This is a genomic window from Streptomyces sp. NPDC097107, from assembly GCF_044762405.1.
Taxonomy (GTDB): Bacteria; Actinomycetota; Actinomycetes; order Streptomycetales; family Streptomycetaceae; genus Streptomyces; species Streptomyces thinghirensis.
In genome coordinates, this window is record NZ_JBIWEF010000001.1 from 476767 (window position 1) to 491315 (window position 14549).

Below are 14549 nucleotides of genomic sequence, written 5' to 3' on the forward strand. Positions count from 1 at the left end.
GCGCCCCCCATCGCCGTACCGTACGCGTCGCGTCACACCGTACGAGTGGCTCACACCGTACGAGTGGCGCCGGATCCGTACGGGTCACGTCGGATCCGGACGCCGCGTCGGATCCGTACGGGTCGCGTCAGATCCGTACAGGTCGTCAGATCCGCACTTCCACGGTGCGCGCCAGCCGGTCGTGCAGGCCGCGGCCGTCGCGGTCCCAGATCAGCGCCGGGAGGGCCACGCACAGCAGGGCCGTGCGCAGCAGGCCGCGCAGGGGGCTCGGGCGGCCAGTGCCCAGGTCCAGCACGCGCAGGCCGAAGAGGCGCTTGCCCGGGGTGAAGCCGACCGTGCCGACGGTCAGCACGCCCAGTACGAAGAAGATCAGCAGCGCCCAGTTGCCGGTCGCCTGGTCGTAGCCGTCCGTGATCAGGCCGTATGCGATCAGGAGGCACAGGGCCCAGTCGACTGCCAGGGCGCCGATCCGCCTGCCCGGACGGGCGATCGCGCCCGGTCCCTCCTCGGGCAGACCGAGCTGCTCACCCCGGTATCCGAGATCGCCGCCGGCCCCTTCGATGGCCGCGCGCGGCCCGGAAAGCCACGATCCGATTGCTTGCCTGTTGTCCACCCGTCCACGGTACTGCGCCCGTATATGACCGGCGGACGGAGGGTGGCCGCGAAGGCCGCGGGCCGGTGTACGGCCGGGTGTGGCGGGCCGGGACGAGGTCTACGCTGGAACGGAGCCGGTTAACTTCTGTGAAACAAATGGGTCACGCCCGAGAAATCACCCGTCCCTAGGGTCGAGGAAGCGTGTGCCACCCGCACTGGCCGCACGAACGATCTACCACCCCGGCGGGACGGTCGGGAGTAGGAGGAGCTGGATGTTCCAGAACGCCGACGAGGCCAAGAAGTACATCGCCGACGAGGACGTCAAGTTCGTCGACGTCCGGTTCTGCGACCTGCCGGGCGTCATGCAGCACTTCACGTTGCCCGCCGCCGCGTTCGACCCCGATGACGAGCAGGCCTTCGACGGATCCTCGATCCGCGGCTTCCAGGCCATCCACGAGTCGGACATGTCCCTGCGCCCCGACCTGTCCACCGCGCGCGTCGACCCCTTCCGCCGGGACAAGACCCTCAACATCAACTTCTTCATCCACGACCCGATCACGGGCGAGCAGTACTCCCGCGACCCGCGGAACGTGGCGAAGAAGGCCGAGGCGTACCTGGCCTCCACGGGCATCGCCGACACGGCGTTCTTCGGCCCGGAGGCGGAGTTCTACGTCTTCGACTCGGTGCGGTTCGCCACCAGGGAGAACGAGTCCTTCTACCACATCGACTCCGAGGCCGGCGCCTGGAACACCGGCGCCCTGGAGGACAACCGCGGTTACAAGGTCCGCTACAAGGGCGGCTACTTCCCGGTCCCGCCGGTCGACCACTTCGCCGACCTGCGCGCCGAGATCTCCCTGGAGCTGGAGCGGTCCGGCCTCCAGGTCGAGCGACAGCACCACGAGGTGGGCACCGCCGGCCAGGCGGAGATCAACTACAGGTTCAACACGCTGCTCGCCGCGGCCGACGACCTCCAGCTCTTCAAGTACATCGTGAAGAACGTGGCGTGGAAGAACGGCAAGACGGCGACCTTCATGCCGAAGCCGATCTTCGGCGACAACGGCTCGGGCATGCACGTCCACCAGTCGCTGTGGACGGGCGGCGAGCCGCTCTTCTACGACGAGCAGGGCTACGCCGGCCTGTCCGACACCGCCCGTTACTACATCGGCGGCATCCTCAAGCACGCCCCGTCGCTGCTGGCCTTCACCAACCCGACGGTGAACTCCTACCACCGCCTGGTGCCGGGCTTCGAGGCGCCGGTGAACCTGGTGTACTCGCAGCGCAACCGCTCGGCCGCGATGCGTATCCCGATCACGGGCTCGAACCCGAAGGCCAAGCGCGTCGAGTTCCGCGCCCCGGACGCCTCCGGCAACCCGTACCTGGCCTTCTCGGCCCTGCTCCTCGCGGGCCTGGACGGCATCAAGAACAAGATCGAGCCGGCCGAGCCGATCGACAAGGACCTCTACGAGCTGGCTCCCGAGGAGCACGCGAACGTGGCGCAGGTCCCGACCTCCCTCGGCGCGGTCCTGGACCGCCTGGAGGCCGACCACGAGTTCCTCCTCCAGGGCGACGTCTTCACGCCGGACCTGATCGAGACGTGGATCGACTTCAAGCGCGCGAACGAGATCGCGCCGCTGCAGCTGCGTCCGCACCCGCACGAGTTCGAGATGTACTTCGACGTGTGATCGACGCCCGGGTCGGCTCAGGCCGGCCCGGGTCGTCCGGCGCCCCCGTCTCCTGCTCGTCAGGGACGGGGGCGCCGTCGTTGTCAGCCGGCTCGTTGGCTCGTTGGCTCGTTGGCCGAAAAGCTTCACAGGGGAGAACGGGCCCAGGATCATGTCTACTGACACGATTGTTCGAGTCAGGGGACGGGGAGAGGGCCGGACATGTCCGAGCGGGACGACGAAGAACGCGAGTTCGACATCAAGTGGGCGGACGGTGCCGAGCACAAGGAACCCTCCGCACGCGCCAGGATGCTCGCCGCGCGCTGGAAGGAGAACCCGCCCGGACCGGTGCCCTTCCGCGCCGACCCCGAGCACGTGGGCCGCTCCGGACGCCGGTCGTCGTGGGTGTCCACCGCCGTGGTGCTGGGCTGCGTGGCCGCGCTGATCGTCCTGCTCGGCTACGCCAACTTCCGGGCGTCCTACTAGGGCGCTCACCGGGCCGTCCGGCCCGGGACTGTCAGTGGCGTCGGGCAGGATGGCCTCACCGGGGCGCGACGTCACGGGCGGCTGGAGGCCGGTATGGGTGACGGGCGGCGGCACATCGGGTCGGCGGAGCGGCGGCACCGGCTCGCGCTGCGGCAGCGGCTGGCGGAGTCGTCCCGGGCGGGGAGCCCGGAGGAGGCCGCCGGTTCGCTGGTCGCGCTGCACGGCACGGACCCCGCGACGGTGCACCTGGCCGTGGGCGCCCGGCTCGCGGACGCGACGAAGAGCGTGGGCGGGACGGAGCGGGCGCTGTACGAGGACCGGTCGCTGGTCCGGATGCACGGCATGCGGCACACCGTCTTCGTGTTCCCGAGGCCGGGAGTCCCAGCCCGTCCGGCGTTCGAGGACGAGGCCGTTCAGGCCGATGCGGGAGCCTGGGGGCGGCAGCCCCCAGGGGCGGCAGCCCCCAGGGGCGGCAGCCCCCAGGGGCGGCAGCCCCCAGGGGCGGCGACCGGACGCAGGGCACCGCGAAACGAACGGCACCCCGCGTCCCCGCTCACCGCGAGTACCGCATCAACGCCCGCACCATGTGGCACGTCGTGTCCGACGGCGGGTGGACGCCGATCGTCTCCGCAGCGCTCCGTATCCTCTCGTTGCGCGCCTGGTTCGGCAGGTAGACGCCGGAGTCGAGCAGGGCGATGGCGAGCCGCATCGCCTTGAGCCGGCGGTTGTGCGTGACGTACCACTCGCGGGGACGGCCCGCCGGCAGCGGACGCTTCTCCACGGGTTCGTAGGGCAGGTCGAGCAGGACGGGCCGCTTGGCGGTGGACTGGGTGGGCAAGGGCTTCGGCTTCAGTGCGGCAGCGGGCACGGGCATCCTCCTGTCGCGGTCAGGGCGCCGTCCGGACCTCCCGGCGACACCCTCGAACACTGCTTCTATTTTACCGCCCACCACTGACAAAAGCCCCTGGCCACAAGGGCTTTCGGGGTCGCTGTGGCGCACGGGACGAACGGGTTTTCGCGCCCTCGGGCTACGGTGTCGGCATGGAGATCTGGATCAACCCGGCCTGTTCGAAGTGCCGCAGCGCGGTCAGCCTGCTCGACGCCGAGGGCGCCGACTACACCGTCCGCCGCTACCTGGAGGACGTACCGGGCGAGGAGGAGATCCGCGAGGTGCTCACCCGTCTCGGCCTGGAGCCGTGGGACATCACCCGCACCCAGGAGGCCGCGGCCAAGGAACTGGGCCTGAAGGACTGGGCCCGTGACGAGGCGTCACGCGCTCGCTGGGTCGCCGCGCTCGCCGAGCACCCGAAGCTGATCCAGCGGCCGATCATCACGGCGGACGACGGAACGGCCGTCGTGGGCCGCACCGATGAGGCGGTTCGGGACGCTCTGTCCCGTTAGGCAACGCCTTGTCGGGCGCCGGGACTCGGGGCCGGCCGCGCTGTCACCCTGCGCCGCCATGACCCACGATGATCAAGGATCGCCGCACGGACCGTCTCGCCGACCGGCGTGCTGCGGCCGGGGGCGCCGATCAGGCCGACCGCGTGGAGGCGGTGGGTGCGGGGCAGTTCACCGGCCCGGGCGTACCAGGAGGCCGAGGTCGCCGCACAGCCACCGGGGAGGACGCCGCACAGCCACCGAGGAAGAGGCCGAGGAGGCCGCACAGCCACCGAGGAAGAGGGCGAGTGGCGGGCCGTCGGCCGGGCCGGTCACGGGGTCGTGCGTCACGCCGAAGGGCGCGGGTACGGTCACCGGCTCGGGTCACGTCGGCCACCTGGCCGGCGGGAGGCGGCGGCCGGGGACGGGCGGGAGTCGTGACGGGATCGGTGAGGGACGCGCCACACCGGTACCAGGTAACACGGGGTTCACATATGGGCAACGGACGGGAAATCGCCTGTTGGCACGCTGCTCCGCAGTAGACGCGACGCCCCGGTTGCCCGGCGCCGCAGCACCCGCAGTGCGCCCAGACCCACCCCGAAGGATGTGTCCCCGTGACCTTCAAGGCCGAGTACATCTGGATCGACGGCACCGAGCCGACGGCCAAGCTCCGTTCCAAGACGAAGATCATCACGGACGCCCCCGCGGGCCTGGACGCCCTGCCGATCTGGGGCTTCGACGGCTCTTCCACCAACCAGGCCGAGGGCAGCTCCTCGGACTGCGTGCTCAAGCCGGTCTTCTCCTGCCCCGACCCGATCCGCGGCGGCGACGACATCCTGGTGCTGTGCGAGGTCCTCGACACGGACATGACCCCGCACCCCAGCAACACCCGCGCCGCGCTGGCCGAGCTCTCCGAGCGCTTCGCCGCGCAGGAGCCGGTCTTCGGCATCGAGCAGGAGTACACCTTCTTCAAGGGCGCCCGCCCGCTCGGCTTCCCCGAGGGCGGCTTCCCGGCCGCGCAGGGCGGCTACTACTGCGGTGTCGGCTCGGACGAGATCTTCGGCCGTGACGTCGTCGAGGCGCACCTGGAGAACTGCCTGAAGGCGGGCCTGGGCATCTCCGGCATCAACGCCGAGGTCATGCCGGGCCAGTGGGAGTTCCAGGTCGGCCCGCTGGCGCCGCTGGAGGTCTCCGACCAGCTGTGGGTGGCCCGCTGGCTGCTCTACCGCACGGCCGAGGACTTCGAGGTCTCCGCCACCCTCGACCCCAAGCCGGTCAAGGGCGACTGGAACGGCGCGGGCGCGCACACCAACTTCTCCACCAAGGCGATGCGCGAGGGCTACGACGCGATCATCACCGCCGCCGAGTCGCTCGGTGAGGGCTCCAAGCCGATGGACCACGTCAAGAACTACGGCGCCGGCATCGACGACCGCCTCACCGGCCTGCACGAGACCGCCCCGTGGAACGAGTACTCCTACGGCGTCTCCGACCGCGGTGCCTCGGTCCGCATCCCGTGGCAGGTCGAGAAGGACGGCAAGGGCTACATCGAGGACCGCCGTCCGAACGCCAACGTCGACCCGTACGTGGTGACCCGCCTGCTGGTGGACACCTGCTGCACGGCGCTGGAGAAGGCCGGCCAGGTCTGAATCCGGCCCCGCCCCGCTTCGCCCGGAGGGGCGTCCACCGCGACGGTGGACGCCCCTCCGCGTTGCCCGCGAACCGCGCGGTGATCGCGTTGTCAGTGGTACGTGACATCGGGCCTCCCCGTCAGCACGACGACTTCGACCGGGTGTGTTGCCGCGCGACGACCGCGCCGGCCCGCCAGAGAGCCGTACATCCAGGCCCTCGGCCGGCGCGCACGACGTACGTCTCCGCGACGCGCCCGGTCACGAACTCGCGCCCGTCGCCCCTCCCGACGAACCCTCGCGCGAAAGAGCTGACGTCTCATGGCGACTCCCCGTTCCCTGTCCACCGGCGCCCTCGACTCCCCCGCCCCGGCCACCGGCCCCCGAGACCATTTTGGCCGCCGGCGCCGAGCCGTGGGGGCAACTGCCCGTGTGGACGCCGCCGGGCCCGCGACCTGCACGACGCCCTGCACAGCGCGGACGTGTCCCGAGCGCTGGCGACGGGCCTGCGCCGCCGGCCGGCCGGCGCCACCGTCGCCGACACCTGGGCCTGGCTGCGGGGCATCGGCGGCACGGCGCCCCGGCGCCCGGACCGGCCGCCGGTCGGCTGGACCCCGAGACGGAGGCGCAGGTGCTCGCCGCCGACCGGAGCGGGCCCCGCGAAGGTGTACCTGACACCACCCCCTGACCGGGGGGTCCGGCCCAGTGACCCGAACCGCCGCCTCGGCGAGACTGACGGCATGGACATCGAGACGAAGAGCGACGACCGGCGCACCGACCGGACGACACGGACCCGAGGTGTGGCACTGTCGGCCGTGCGGGGGCTGGCACTGACACCGATCTCCCTGGTCGGCTCGGTGCTGTTCTTCTGCCTGACCATCGTCTCCGTCTCCCTCGTCCCGATCGGGATCGGCCTCGTCACCACTCCGTGGGTGCTCACGGGCGTGCGGGCGTTCGCGGACTGGCGCCGGCTGCTCGCCGCAGAGTGGGGCGGGGTGCGGATCCAGCGGGCGTACCGGCCGCTGCCCGCGAACGCCAATCCGTGGGCGCGCACTTTCGGCATGCTCGGCGACCCGGCGACCTGGCGGGACTTCGTGTGGCTGCCGGTCGACATGACGGCGGGCACCGTCACCGCGCTGCTGGCCTTCGTGCTGCCGCTGTACCCGCTGGAGGGGTTCGCGATCGCGGCCGGCCTGTGGCGGGTCATGCCCGACGGGTACTGGTACGGCTTCGTCCGGGTCACCGACCAGACCTCGGCCTTCTACGCCGCGGGCCTCGGCGCCGTGCTCCTCCTCGTCACGCTCTGGCTCACCCCTCGCATGCTGCACGCCCACTTCCGGCTCACCGGCGCGGTCCTCGGCTCCGGCCAGGGCCAACTCGCCGAGCGGGTACGCGTACTGACCGAGACCCGCCGTGACGCCGTGGACACCTCCGCCGCCGAACTGCGCCGCATCGAGCGCGACCTGCACGACGGGGCGCAGGCCCGGCTGGTCGCCATGGGCATGGACCTGGGCACCATCGAGGCCCTGCTGGAGAAGAACCCGGAGAAGGCCAGGGAACTGCTCGCGCAGGCCCGCCAGTCCTCCGCCGACGCCCTGACCGAACTGCGTGAACTCGTACGCGGCATCCACCCGCCGGTGCTCGCCGAACGCGGCCTGGGCGACGCGGTACGGGCCCTGGCACTGCGGCTGCCCGTCACCGTCGAGGTCGAGGTGGACCTGCCCGGCCGTGCGGAGGCACCCGTGGAGTCGGCCGGGTACTTCGCGGTCAGTGAGATCCTCACCAACGCCGTGAAGCACTCCGGCGCCGACCGGATCTGGATCGACATGCACCACACCGAGGGATATCTGCGCGTCGCCGTCACCGACAACGGCAAGGGCGGAGCGGTGATCGGAGCGGGGTCGGGGCTGGCCGGGGTGGAGCGCCGACTCGGTACATTCGACGGCGTCCTGGCCGTCAGCTCGCCCGCCGGCGGTCCCACCATGGTCACCATGGAGATCCCTTGCGCGTTGTCCTAGCCGAAGACCTGTTCCTGCTGCGGGACGGCCTGGTCCGGCTCCTGGAGGCCCACGACTTCGAGATCGCCGCGGCCGTCGAGACCGGCCCCGAGCTGTCCCGGGCGCTGGCCGAACTGGAGCCGGACGTCGCCGTGGTCGACGTACGCCTGCCGCCCACGCTGACCGACGAGGGCCTGCAGTGCGCGCTGGAGGCCCGTCGCAAGCGGCCGGGGCTGCCGGTCCTGGTCCTCTCCCAGCACGTGGAGCAGTTGTACGCGCGTGAGCTGCTCGCCGACGGCAGTGGCGGGGTGGGGTACCTGCTCAAGGACCGGGTCTTCGACGCGGAGCAGTTCGTGGACGCCGTGCGGCGGGTCGCGGCGGGCGGTACGGCGATGGACCCGCAGGTCATCCAGCAACTGCTCACCCGGCGTGCGGCGGAGGACCGGCCGCTGGAACGGCTGACGCCCCGGGAGCGGGAGGTGCTGGAGCTGATGGCGCAGGGCCGTACCAACGCGGCGATCGCCGGCAAGCTCGTCGTCACGGAGCGGGCGATCGCGAAACACACGGCGAACATCTTCGCGAAGCTGAGCCTCGAGGTGTCGGACGACGACAACCGGCGTGTACTGGCGGTTCTGGCGTATCTGGACCGCGGCCGCTGACCCCGTCGCCGGCCCCACCCGTCCCACAGGACCCAGCAATTTCCGAGACGACTGAACACCCTCGGAGCGGCTCCCGTAGTTAAGGGAGCCGCTTCACTCCTGTCGGGCGCCCTCGATGCCCCGCAAGGAAGTCAGAGGAGTTCCATGGGACGCAACACAAGAAAACGCCGTACGCCGCTGGCCACCAAGGTCGTAGCCGGGGCGGCGGCCCTGGCGGTCGGCGGGGGCGGGCTGGTCTGGGCCAACTTCTACGCCTCGGCGCACGAGGAGAATCCGGCGCACAACCGGACGAGGTCAGCGGGTGCCGAGATCGCCACGATCCAGTGCCCCGACGTCGGGCAGAACCTGCGGGACGTGCCGAAGGGCGCACGCGCCGGTGTCGACCAGGAGCTGGCCAAGCTCGACAAGCAGATCACCGAGGCGTACGCCCGCCTCGCGTCGACCCGCCGGGACCAGGCGGGAGACGCCGGGTTCGTCCAGAACGCGATTCTCGGTCCGCTGAAGTCCAAGCGGACCGCGGCCCTCGACCGCATCGGGATCAACATCCGGCGGGTCGGGGGCAGTGCTCCCGACGGGCTGGACCGCTTCGCCGAGTGCAAGGGAATGGTGGCCGACCAGCCCGACGGCGGCGACGACGGCAACGGCCAGGACGGCCAGGACAACGGTGACCAGAACAACGGTGACCAGGACAACGGCCAGAACCAGGGCGACAACGGCAACGGGGCCGCGGGTCCCTTCGCCGATGACTTCGTCGACATCAACGACGTCCGGCCAAACTCCCGGGATCTGGAGAACGGGCTGGCCGCCAACGGGGAGGACGGGTCCACGGGTTCCTTCACCACGAACTGCGGTGTCAACAAGAACAACCTGTTCAACAGCGACAACCTGATCGTGGCCCCGGGCGTCGACAACGGCGCGCACCACACGCACGACTACGTCGGCAACCAGGACAACGACGCCTTCTCCAGCGACGAGGACCTGGCGGGCGCCGAGACGTCGTGCCAGAACCAGGGCGACAAGTCCACCTACTACTGGCCGGTGCTCCGTCTCCAGGACGGCACCCAGGAGTTCGACGCGGGTGACCTGGGTGGTGGCGCCGAGGGCAACGTCGGCAAGATCCTCAAGGCCGCACAGGCGGAGATCAAGTTCGTGGGCAACCAGCGGAGCGACGTCGTCGCGATGCCCAGGTTCCTGCGCATCATCACCGGTGACGCCAAGGCCTTCACCAACGGTGTCGCCAACGCCAACAGCTCGTTCAGCTGTACCGGCTTCGAGGACAGGCAGGTGACGGACAAGTACGTGCTCTGCCCGGAGGGCAGCCAGGTCGTGCGCACGTCCAACTTCCAGAGCTGCTGGGACGGCCAGAACATCGACAGCGCCAACCACCGCGACCACGTGGCCTTCGTCCAGCAGGACGGCAGCTGCCCGAACGGCTTCCAGGCCATTCCCCAGCTGCAGGTCCGTCTGGTGTACGACGTGCCCACCCCGGCCGTCGAGAACGGTCAGGTGCAGAACCCGTACGCCGTGGACGGCTTCCCCGAGCAGTTGCACAAGCCGATCACCGATCACAACGACTTCATCAACGTCATGGACGATGGCCTGATGAACGAGGTGGTCGACTGCATCAACAGCGGCGAGGACTGCCAGTAGTCCACGCGGCGCCCCGCCGAGAGGGCCGGTGACGGAAACCCGTCACCGGCCCTCTCCGCCGTGCCGGCGTCCGGTCAGCCGCCGTGACCGCCGTGACCGCCGCTCTCACCGTCGCCGGCCGAGTGCGTGCCGCCGCCGTGCTGCGTACCCTGCTCCAGGGTTCCGCCGAGCCGGCCGCGCAGGTCCGCCACGACGTCCTGATGGCCGACGGCGACCCATTTGCGGCCGACGAGGTAGTAACCGCCGTAGTCCTTGGCCGTGTTGATCCACTCCCGCTGGCCGCGGTCGGTGGAGAAGGTGGCGAGCACGTACTTCTCGTCGCCCTTCTCGCAGAGCGCCTGGCGGATGGTGTCGGCGTCGGTCTGCATGTTCGGGGCGCACTTCGCCTCGGCGGCCAGGTGCTCCAGGCTGCCGGTCGCCGTCTCGGGCACGGCCGCCTCGCCGTCCCCGTCGGATCCGCAGCCGGTCAGCGCCAGTACCGCCGCCGCTCCGGCCAGCGCGAGCATCGGTCGGGTCAGCCTCATGTGTTCCTCCGGTCCGTTCCGGCGACATGCCGCACGGAGCCCCGGCGAGGGCTCTCGTCATCGATACGGCCGCGAGGCGCGAAGTACTCAGCGATCCTGGTGCCCCGAGCACGCCCGTGCCAGAGTGGCGCCGTGGACCAGGACTGGGAAGACCGAGTGACCGCCGCGTGGGCGACGTTCGACGACCACGCCGAGGACGACGCCGCCGCCTTCCGCGCGGTGATCGACGGCCTCGCCGACGAGCTGCCCGCGGACAGTCCCCTCGGCCTGTTCGAGCGGGCCTGCGCCTGGGACTCCACGGGCCACTCCGACCGGGCCGTGCCGCTGTACCGCGAGGCGCTGGCGCGCGGCCTGGGCGAGGTCAGCGGCTACAAGGGCCGCCGGGCGAAGATCCAGCTCTCCAGCTCCCTGCGGAACACCGGGCACCCGGAGGAGGGCGTCAAGCTGCTGTCGCCCGAACTGCTCGCGCCGTCCGACGAGTTGGACGACGCGGTACGGGCCACGCTCGCGCTCTGCCTGTCGAGCATGGGCCGCGACCGTGAGGGCCTGTCGCTGGCGCTCGGCGCGCTCGCACCCCATCTGCCGCGCTACCAGCGTTCGATGGCCGCCTACGCGCGGCGGCTGGTGGAGCCCGAGGATTGATCCGGGCACGGTGACCAACCACCGATTCGCTCGTTCTGCTGAACGTGCAGTCACAGGATGTCGCCCCGCGCCCCGCACCGTCCTCAGCCTCCTCGGCCGACCCGGTCGTCGACGTCGAGCAGGCCGAGGCCGCGCTCGTCGAGCACTATCCGCGCCTGGTCCGGCTCGCCTACCTGGTGCTGCCACCACGCCTCGGCCGGAGCCGCCGCGTCCTGACCGCGCACGCCCTCACCCAGCGCGCGCTGCCCCGGAACCGGACGACGACACCCGTGATCCCGGCCCAGTCGACCGGCCGCGGAGTCGACCCCGGCTACGCCCTGGTCCGGCTGCGGGTCGTCCGTACGGCGCTGGAGGCGGGCCTGCCGCTCAGGCGGCTCGCCTGGCCCAAGCGCTCCCAGCTGCCGCCGCTGCTGCCCCAGGTGCGGGGGCTCAAGCTCTTCCCGCGCTCCGGCGGCGCCGACGAACTCGCCCTCGACCAGCGGCTCTCCGCCCTCTCCGCGCCGGGCCGGGCGGCCTACGTGCTGCGGGGCCTGGAGAAGCTCCCCGACGACGACGTACGGCAGCTGCTCGGAGCCGCCGGGGTGGCCGACGCGGACGCCGCGCTGCGGGAGGCCGACGAGGTAGCCGGCCAGTACGCGCTGCTCGGCTCCCCCGAGTTCGACCCCTGCTCGCTCCAGGCCCGCCCGACCGACCTGATGCGCCGCCGGCAGCACACGAAGGCGGCACTGGCCGCCGGGGCGGCCCTGGCGGTGTGCGGGGCGCTGCTGGGGTTGCCCGGTGAGGGCTGGGGGCCGGACGGCGCCGCCGCCCCGCCGTACGCGCGGAACCCGGCGGCCGAGGCCGCCCTCGACCCCGGCAGGCTGACGAAGGTCGCCGCCGCCGCGTGGGAGACGTCCGCGCGCACCGACTTCTCGGTGTGGCCGGCCCGCGGTGACCTCACCGGCGACGAGGAGCTGCTGCGGCGCGCCCTCGCCGTCTGGGCCCGGCCCGGCGAGGAGGTGGGGGTCTCGGCGACACCGGGCACCCCGACCGGCGGTCCGTCCGGCCCGCCCCAGCTGCTGTACGCCGGGACCGTCGACAGCGCGCGCGTGGTGATCCTGCACGACGGTCTGCGCATCGCCAGGTACGCCGAGCCGAAGGACGGCACTGCCGGGGCCGCCCTGGACTTCGCGCGCACCGACGGCGCCGGCCGGGCCGAGGCGAACGCCGTGGTCCTGGGCCGGGCCGACGGCAACGTCCGCTACCTGACGGCGCCCTGGGTGACAAAGGCGGCCGGGCGGGACCTCACCGACCCGGACGCCGGCGCCCGGGACCTGACGCTGACCGACGGCGTGACCTCGCCGGTGGGCAGCCCCGTGCAGCAGCAGTCGGGGGCGTGCGCGTCCTGGCACGTGCTGGAGCTGACCGACGGCTCCGACACCCGCCTGGTGACCGACCTCGGCGAGCTGGTTCCGGCCCGCCTCACCACCGGGCGCCCCGGTTCGGCGAAGGACGCCTCCGGCGCCGAGGCGCTGGGCACCTGGGCGCCGTACGCCTGCTCGCTGGGCGCGGTGCGGGGGCAGGGCGTGCGGTCGGTGAACGCCTGGCAGTTCGCGACGCAGCCGCTGCCGGATTCCAGCGGGTCGGCCGCGTGGGTGTGCACCCGGGCCGAGACCTGGCGGGGTGACGGGGCCCGGGTGATGGCCCAGTTCCGGACGCCGGGCGGGGCGCAGGGCGCGGTGGCGGCGAAGGCACAGGGCGTGCCTGCCTGCGGCGAGCGCGACCCGCACGTGCTGGCCGGGGTGCTGTGGAAGTCGGAGGGCGGGCACTGGTACCTGCTCGCCGCCGGCGGCCGCGACACGAAGTCGGTCGAGGCGACGGGCGGGATCAGCGACTCCGCCGACGGCAACCTGCTGACGGCGAAGGCCGAGCAGGGCGCGCAGGCCGAGCTGAAGGGCACCCTGGAGAACGGCCGGAAGATCGGCGGACTTCGCTAGGGCCTAGCTGACACCAGCGTCAACAAGTATTCGCACGAGGGTTCCCCGGAGTCCTACCCGTCAGTACATTGACGCCATGTCTAACAAGGCCATGTCTCATGCGCATGTCCCGCTCCGGGCGCGGAAGGTGTCCTTCGCCTGGGAGGAGTCGACCGAGCAGGCCGTGGCCTACCTCGCCGCCTCACCTGCGGCAGTCGCCGCTGACGCCGCCGAGAAGTCGCGGGAGGAAGCCGCGTGAAGCCCAAGCCGATGACCCTGGTGCTCGCGGCCGGTGCCGCGCTCGTCGTCCGCCGGGCGCTGCGGCGCCGTATCCGGGCCGCGCCGCTGTGGCCGATGCCCGCGCTGGACCCGCCGGTCTCCGGGCGGCCCAGCCCGCGCGCGATGGCGCTGCTGGTCACCGCGCACGAGCGGATAGCCGACGGGGCGGTCCGGATCCGTCTGGAGGGACACGATCTGCCGCGCTGGGAACCGGGCGCCCACCTGGACCTGGTGCTGCCGTCGGGTCTTGTGCGGCAGTACTCGCTGTGCGGCGACCCGGAGGACACCTCGTCGTACACCGTCGTCACGCGGCTGGTCGAGGACGGGAGGGGCGGCTCGCGCGAGGTGCACGAGCAGGTGCGGGAGGGCGTGGAGCTGGAGGTGCGCGGCCCGCGCAACCGCTTCCCGCTGGTCGACGCCCCCGCCTACGCCTTCGTCGCCGGCGGCATCGGCATCACGCCCCTCCTGCCCATGCTGCGGGCCCTGCCGGAGGCCGCCGAGTGGCGGCTGCTGTACGGCGGGCGGACGCGGGCCTCGATGCCGTTCCTGGAGGAGATCGAGAAGCTGGACCCGGGCCGTGAGCGAAGCGAGACGGGGGTGGCCCCGGCCGAAGGCCGCGGGAGGGTCACCGTCGTCGCCGAGGACGAGGACGGGCGCCCGGGGCTCGACGTCTTCCTGGCGGACCTTCCCGAGGGCACGGCGGTGTACTGCTGCGGCCCGGAGGGCCTGATGGCGGCCGTCGAGGAACGCCTCCCGGAGGGCACGGCGCTGCACCTGGAGCGCTTCGCGCCGCGTACGGCGGCCGGTGGCGACGGGGAGTTCGAGGTCGAGCTGCACCGCAGCGGGCGCATGCTCACCGTGGACGGGGACACCTCGGTGCTGGCCGCCGTGCGCGCCGAGCTGCCGAACACCCCGTACTCCTGTGAGCAGGGCTGGTGCGGAACCTGTCAACAGAAGGTGCTGGAGGGCGAGATCGATCACCGGGACGAGTTGCTGACCGACTCGGAGCGCGGCGACTCGATGCTCATCTGCGTGTCCCGCGCCCGGGGGAAGCGGCTCGTGCTGGACATGTGAACACCTGCGCCCGGTCCGGCCCGTTC

The 14549-nt window shown here is 71.9% G+C and carries 14 protein-coding genes and 1 pseudogene; 12 read left to right on the top strand and 3 right to left on the bottom strand.

Annotated features, from left to right (window positions below; genetic code table 11):
• Nucleotides 1–145 precede the first annotated feature (145 nt).
• Nucleotides 146–613 carry an RDD family protein gene (locus ACIQ1J_RS02225; protein ID WP_403553320.1) on the bottom strand — a complete coding sequence of 156 codons (468 nt, stop codon included), beginning with the start codon at nucleotides 611–613 and terminating at the stop codon, nucleotides 146–148.
• 253 nt (nucleotides 614–866) lie between these two features.
• Here ACIQ1J_RS02225 and glnA point away from each other — a divergent pair, with 253 nt between their 5' ends.
• The 3 genes and pseudogenes from glnA to ACIQ1J_RS02240 form a co-directional block, all read left to right on the top strand.
• On the top strand, nucleotides 867–2276 hold the full coding sequence (glnA, locus tag ACIQ1J_RS02230) for a type I glutamate--ammonia ligase (RefSeq protein WP_210958826.1): 1410 nt from the start codon (nucleotides 867–869) through the stop codon (nucleotides 2274–2276).
• Between the two features lie 201 nt (nucleotides 2277–2477).
• Nucleotides 2478–2741: a hypothetical protein gene (locus ACIQ1J_RS02235; protein ID WP_193776219.1), complete on the top strand. Its 264-nt coding sequence runs from the start codon at nucleotides 2478–2480 to the stop codon at nucleotides 2739–2741.
• A 93-nt stretch (nucleotides 2742–2834) separates the two neighbouring features.
• Nucleotides 2835–3149, top strand: a pseudogene (locus tag ACIQ1J_RS02240) (DNA glycosylase AlkZ-like family protein); the annotation flags it as partial.
• A gap of 145 nt (nucleotides 3150–3294) precedes the next feature.
• On the opposite strand, the gene ACIQ1J_RS02245 reads toward ACIQ1J_RS02240, so the two are convergent.
• On the bottom strand, nucleotides 3295–3609 hold the full coding sequence (locus ACIQ1J_RS02245) for a hypothetical protein (protein WP_055417700.1): 315 nt from the start codon (nucleotides 3607–3609) through the stop codon (nucleotides 3295–3297).
• A gap of 173 nt (nucleotides 3610–3782) precedes the next feature.
• On the opposite strand from ACIQ1J_RS02245, the gene ACIQ1J_RS02250 reads away from it, so the two are divergent.
• The 5 genes from ACIQ1J_RS02250 to ACIQ1J_RS02270 all read left to right on the top strand — a co-directional run bounded on the left by ACIQ1J_RS02250 (nucleotide 3783) and on the right by ACIQ1J_RS02270 (nucleotide 10049).
• Nucleotides 3783–4142, top strand: a complete 360-nt coding sequence (locus ACIQ1J_RS02250) for an arsenate reductase family protein (protein ID WP_403553323.1) — start codon at nucleotides 3783–3785, stop codon at nucleotides 4140–4142.
• 590 nt (nucleotides 4143–4732) lie between these two features.
• Complete coding sequence (gene glnII / locus ACIQ1J_RS02255; RefSeq protein WP_210958821.1) at nucleotides 4733–5764, top strand: glutamine synthetase; 1032 nt, start codon at nucleotides 4733–4735, stop codon at nucleotides 5762–5764.
• 719 nt (nucleotides 5765–6483) lie between these two features.
• The gene (locus ACIQ1J_RS02260) at nucleotides 6484–7761 is read left to right on the top strand and encodes a sensor histidine kinase (protein WP_403553325.1); all 1278 of its coding nucleotides are present in this window, start codon (nucleotides 6484–6486) and stop codon (nucleotides 7759–7761) included.
• Complete coding sequence (locus ACIQ1J_RS02265; protein ID WP_210958815.1) at nucleotides 7746–8399, top strand: response regulator transcription factor; 654 nt, start codon at nucleotides 7746–7748, stop codon at nucleotides 8397–8399. The genes ACIQ1J_RS02260 and ACIQ1J_RS02265 overlap by 16 nt, the downstream gene beginning before the upstream one ends.
• Before the next feature lie 144 nt (nucleotides 8400–8543).
• Nucleotides 8544–10049 (top strand): DUF1996 domain-containing protein, encoded by a 1506-nt coding sequence (locus ACIQ1J_RS02270; protein WP_403553328.1) that lies wholly within the window; start codon nucleotides 8544–8546, stop codon nucleotides 10047–10049.
• Nucleotides 10050–10123: 74 nt separating this feature from the next.
• Here the strand turns inward: ACIQ1J_RS02270 and ACIQ1J_RS02275 are convergent, their stop codons facing one another.
• Complete coding sequence (locus ACIQ1J_RS02275; protein ID WP_403553330.1) at nucleotides 10124–10573, bottom strand: hypothetical protein; 450 nt, start codon at nucleotides 10571–10573, stop codon at nucleotides 10124–10126.
• A gap of 132 nt (nucleotides 10574–10705) precedes the next feature.
• Here ACIQ1J_RS02275 and ACIQ1J_RS02280 point away from each other — a divergent pair, with 132 nt between their 5' ends.
• From ACIQ1J_RS02280 to ACIQ1J_RS02295, 4 genes are all read left to right on the top strand, one after another.
• The gene (locus ACIQ1J_RS02280; RefSeq protein WP_403553332.1) at nucleotides 10706–11215 is read left to right on the top strand and encodes a tetratricopeptide repeat protein; all 510 of its coding nucleotides are present in this window, start codon (nucleotides 10706–10708) and stop codon (nucleotides 11213–11215) included.
• A gap of 44 nt (nucleotides 11216–11259) precedes the next feature.
• On the top strand, nucleotides 11260–13191 hold the full coding sequence (locus tag ACIQ1J_RS02285) for a hypothetical protein (RefSeq protein WP_403553334.1): 1932 nt from the start codon (nucleotides 11260–11262) through the stop codon (nucleotides 13189–13191).
• Nucleotides 13192–13267: 76 nt separating this feature from the next.
• Complete coding sequence (locus ACIQ1J_RS02290; protein ID WP_403553336.1) at nucleotides 13268–13429, top strand: hypothetical protein; 162 nt, start codon at nucleotides 13268–13270, stop codon at nucleotides 13427–13429.
• Between the two features lie 11 nt (nucleotides 13430–13440).
• Nucleotides 13441–14523, top strand: coding sequence for a PDR/VanB family oxidoreductase (locus ACIQ1J_RS02295; protein WP_403553801.1), 1083 nt, complete (start codon nucleotides 13441–13443; stop codon nucleotides 14521–14523).
• Nucleotides 14524–14549: the final 26 nt, after the last annotated feature.

Coding starts and splice junctions, on each gene's coding strand:
- glnA (WP_210958826.1), top strand. CDS start 867: ATGTTCCAGAACGCCGACGAGGCCAAGAAGTACATCGCCGACGAGGAC.
- ACIQ1J_RS02235 (WP_193776219.1), top strand. CDS start 2,478: ATGTCCGAGCGGGACGACGAAGAACGCGAGTTCGACATCAAGTGGGCG.
- ACIQ1J_RS02250 (WP_403553323.1), top strand. CDS start 3,783: ATGGAGATCTGGATCAACCCGGCCTGTTCGAAGTGCCGCAGCGCGGTC.
- ACIQ1J_RS02260 (WP_403553325.1), top strand. CDS start 6,484: ATGGACATCGAGACGAAGAGCGACGACCGGCGCACCGACCGGACGACA.
- ACIQ1J_RS02270 (WP_403553328.1), top strand. CDS start 8,544: ATGGGACGCAACACAAGAAAACGCCGTACGCCGCTGGCCACCAAGGTC.
- ACIQ1J_RS02275 (WP_403553330.1), bottom strand. CDS start 10,573: ATGAGGCTGACCCGACCGATGCTCGCGCTGGCCGGAGCGGCGGCGGTA.
- ACIQ1J_RS02290 (WP_403553336.1), top strand. CDS start 13,268: ATGTCTAACAAGGCCATGTCTCATGCGCATGTCCCGCTCCGGGCGCGG.
- ACIQ1J_RS02295 (WP_403553801.1), top strand. CDS start 13,441: ATGACCCTGGTGCTCGCGGCCGGTGCCGCGCTCGTCGTCCGCCGGGCG.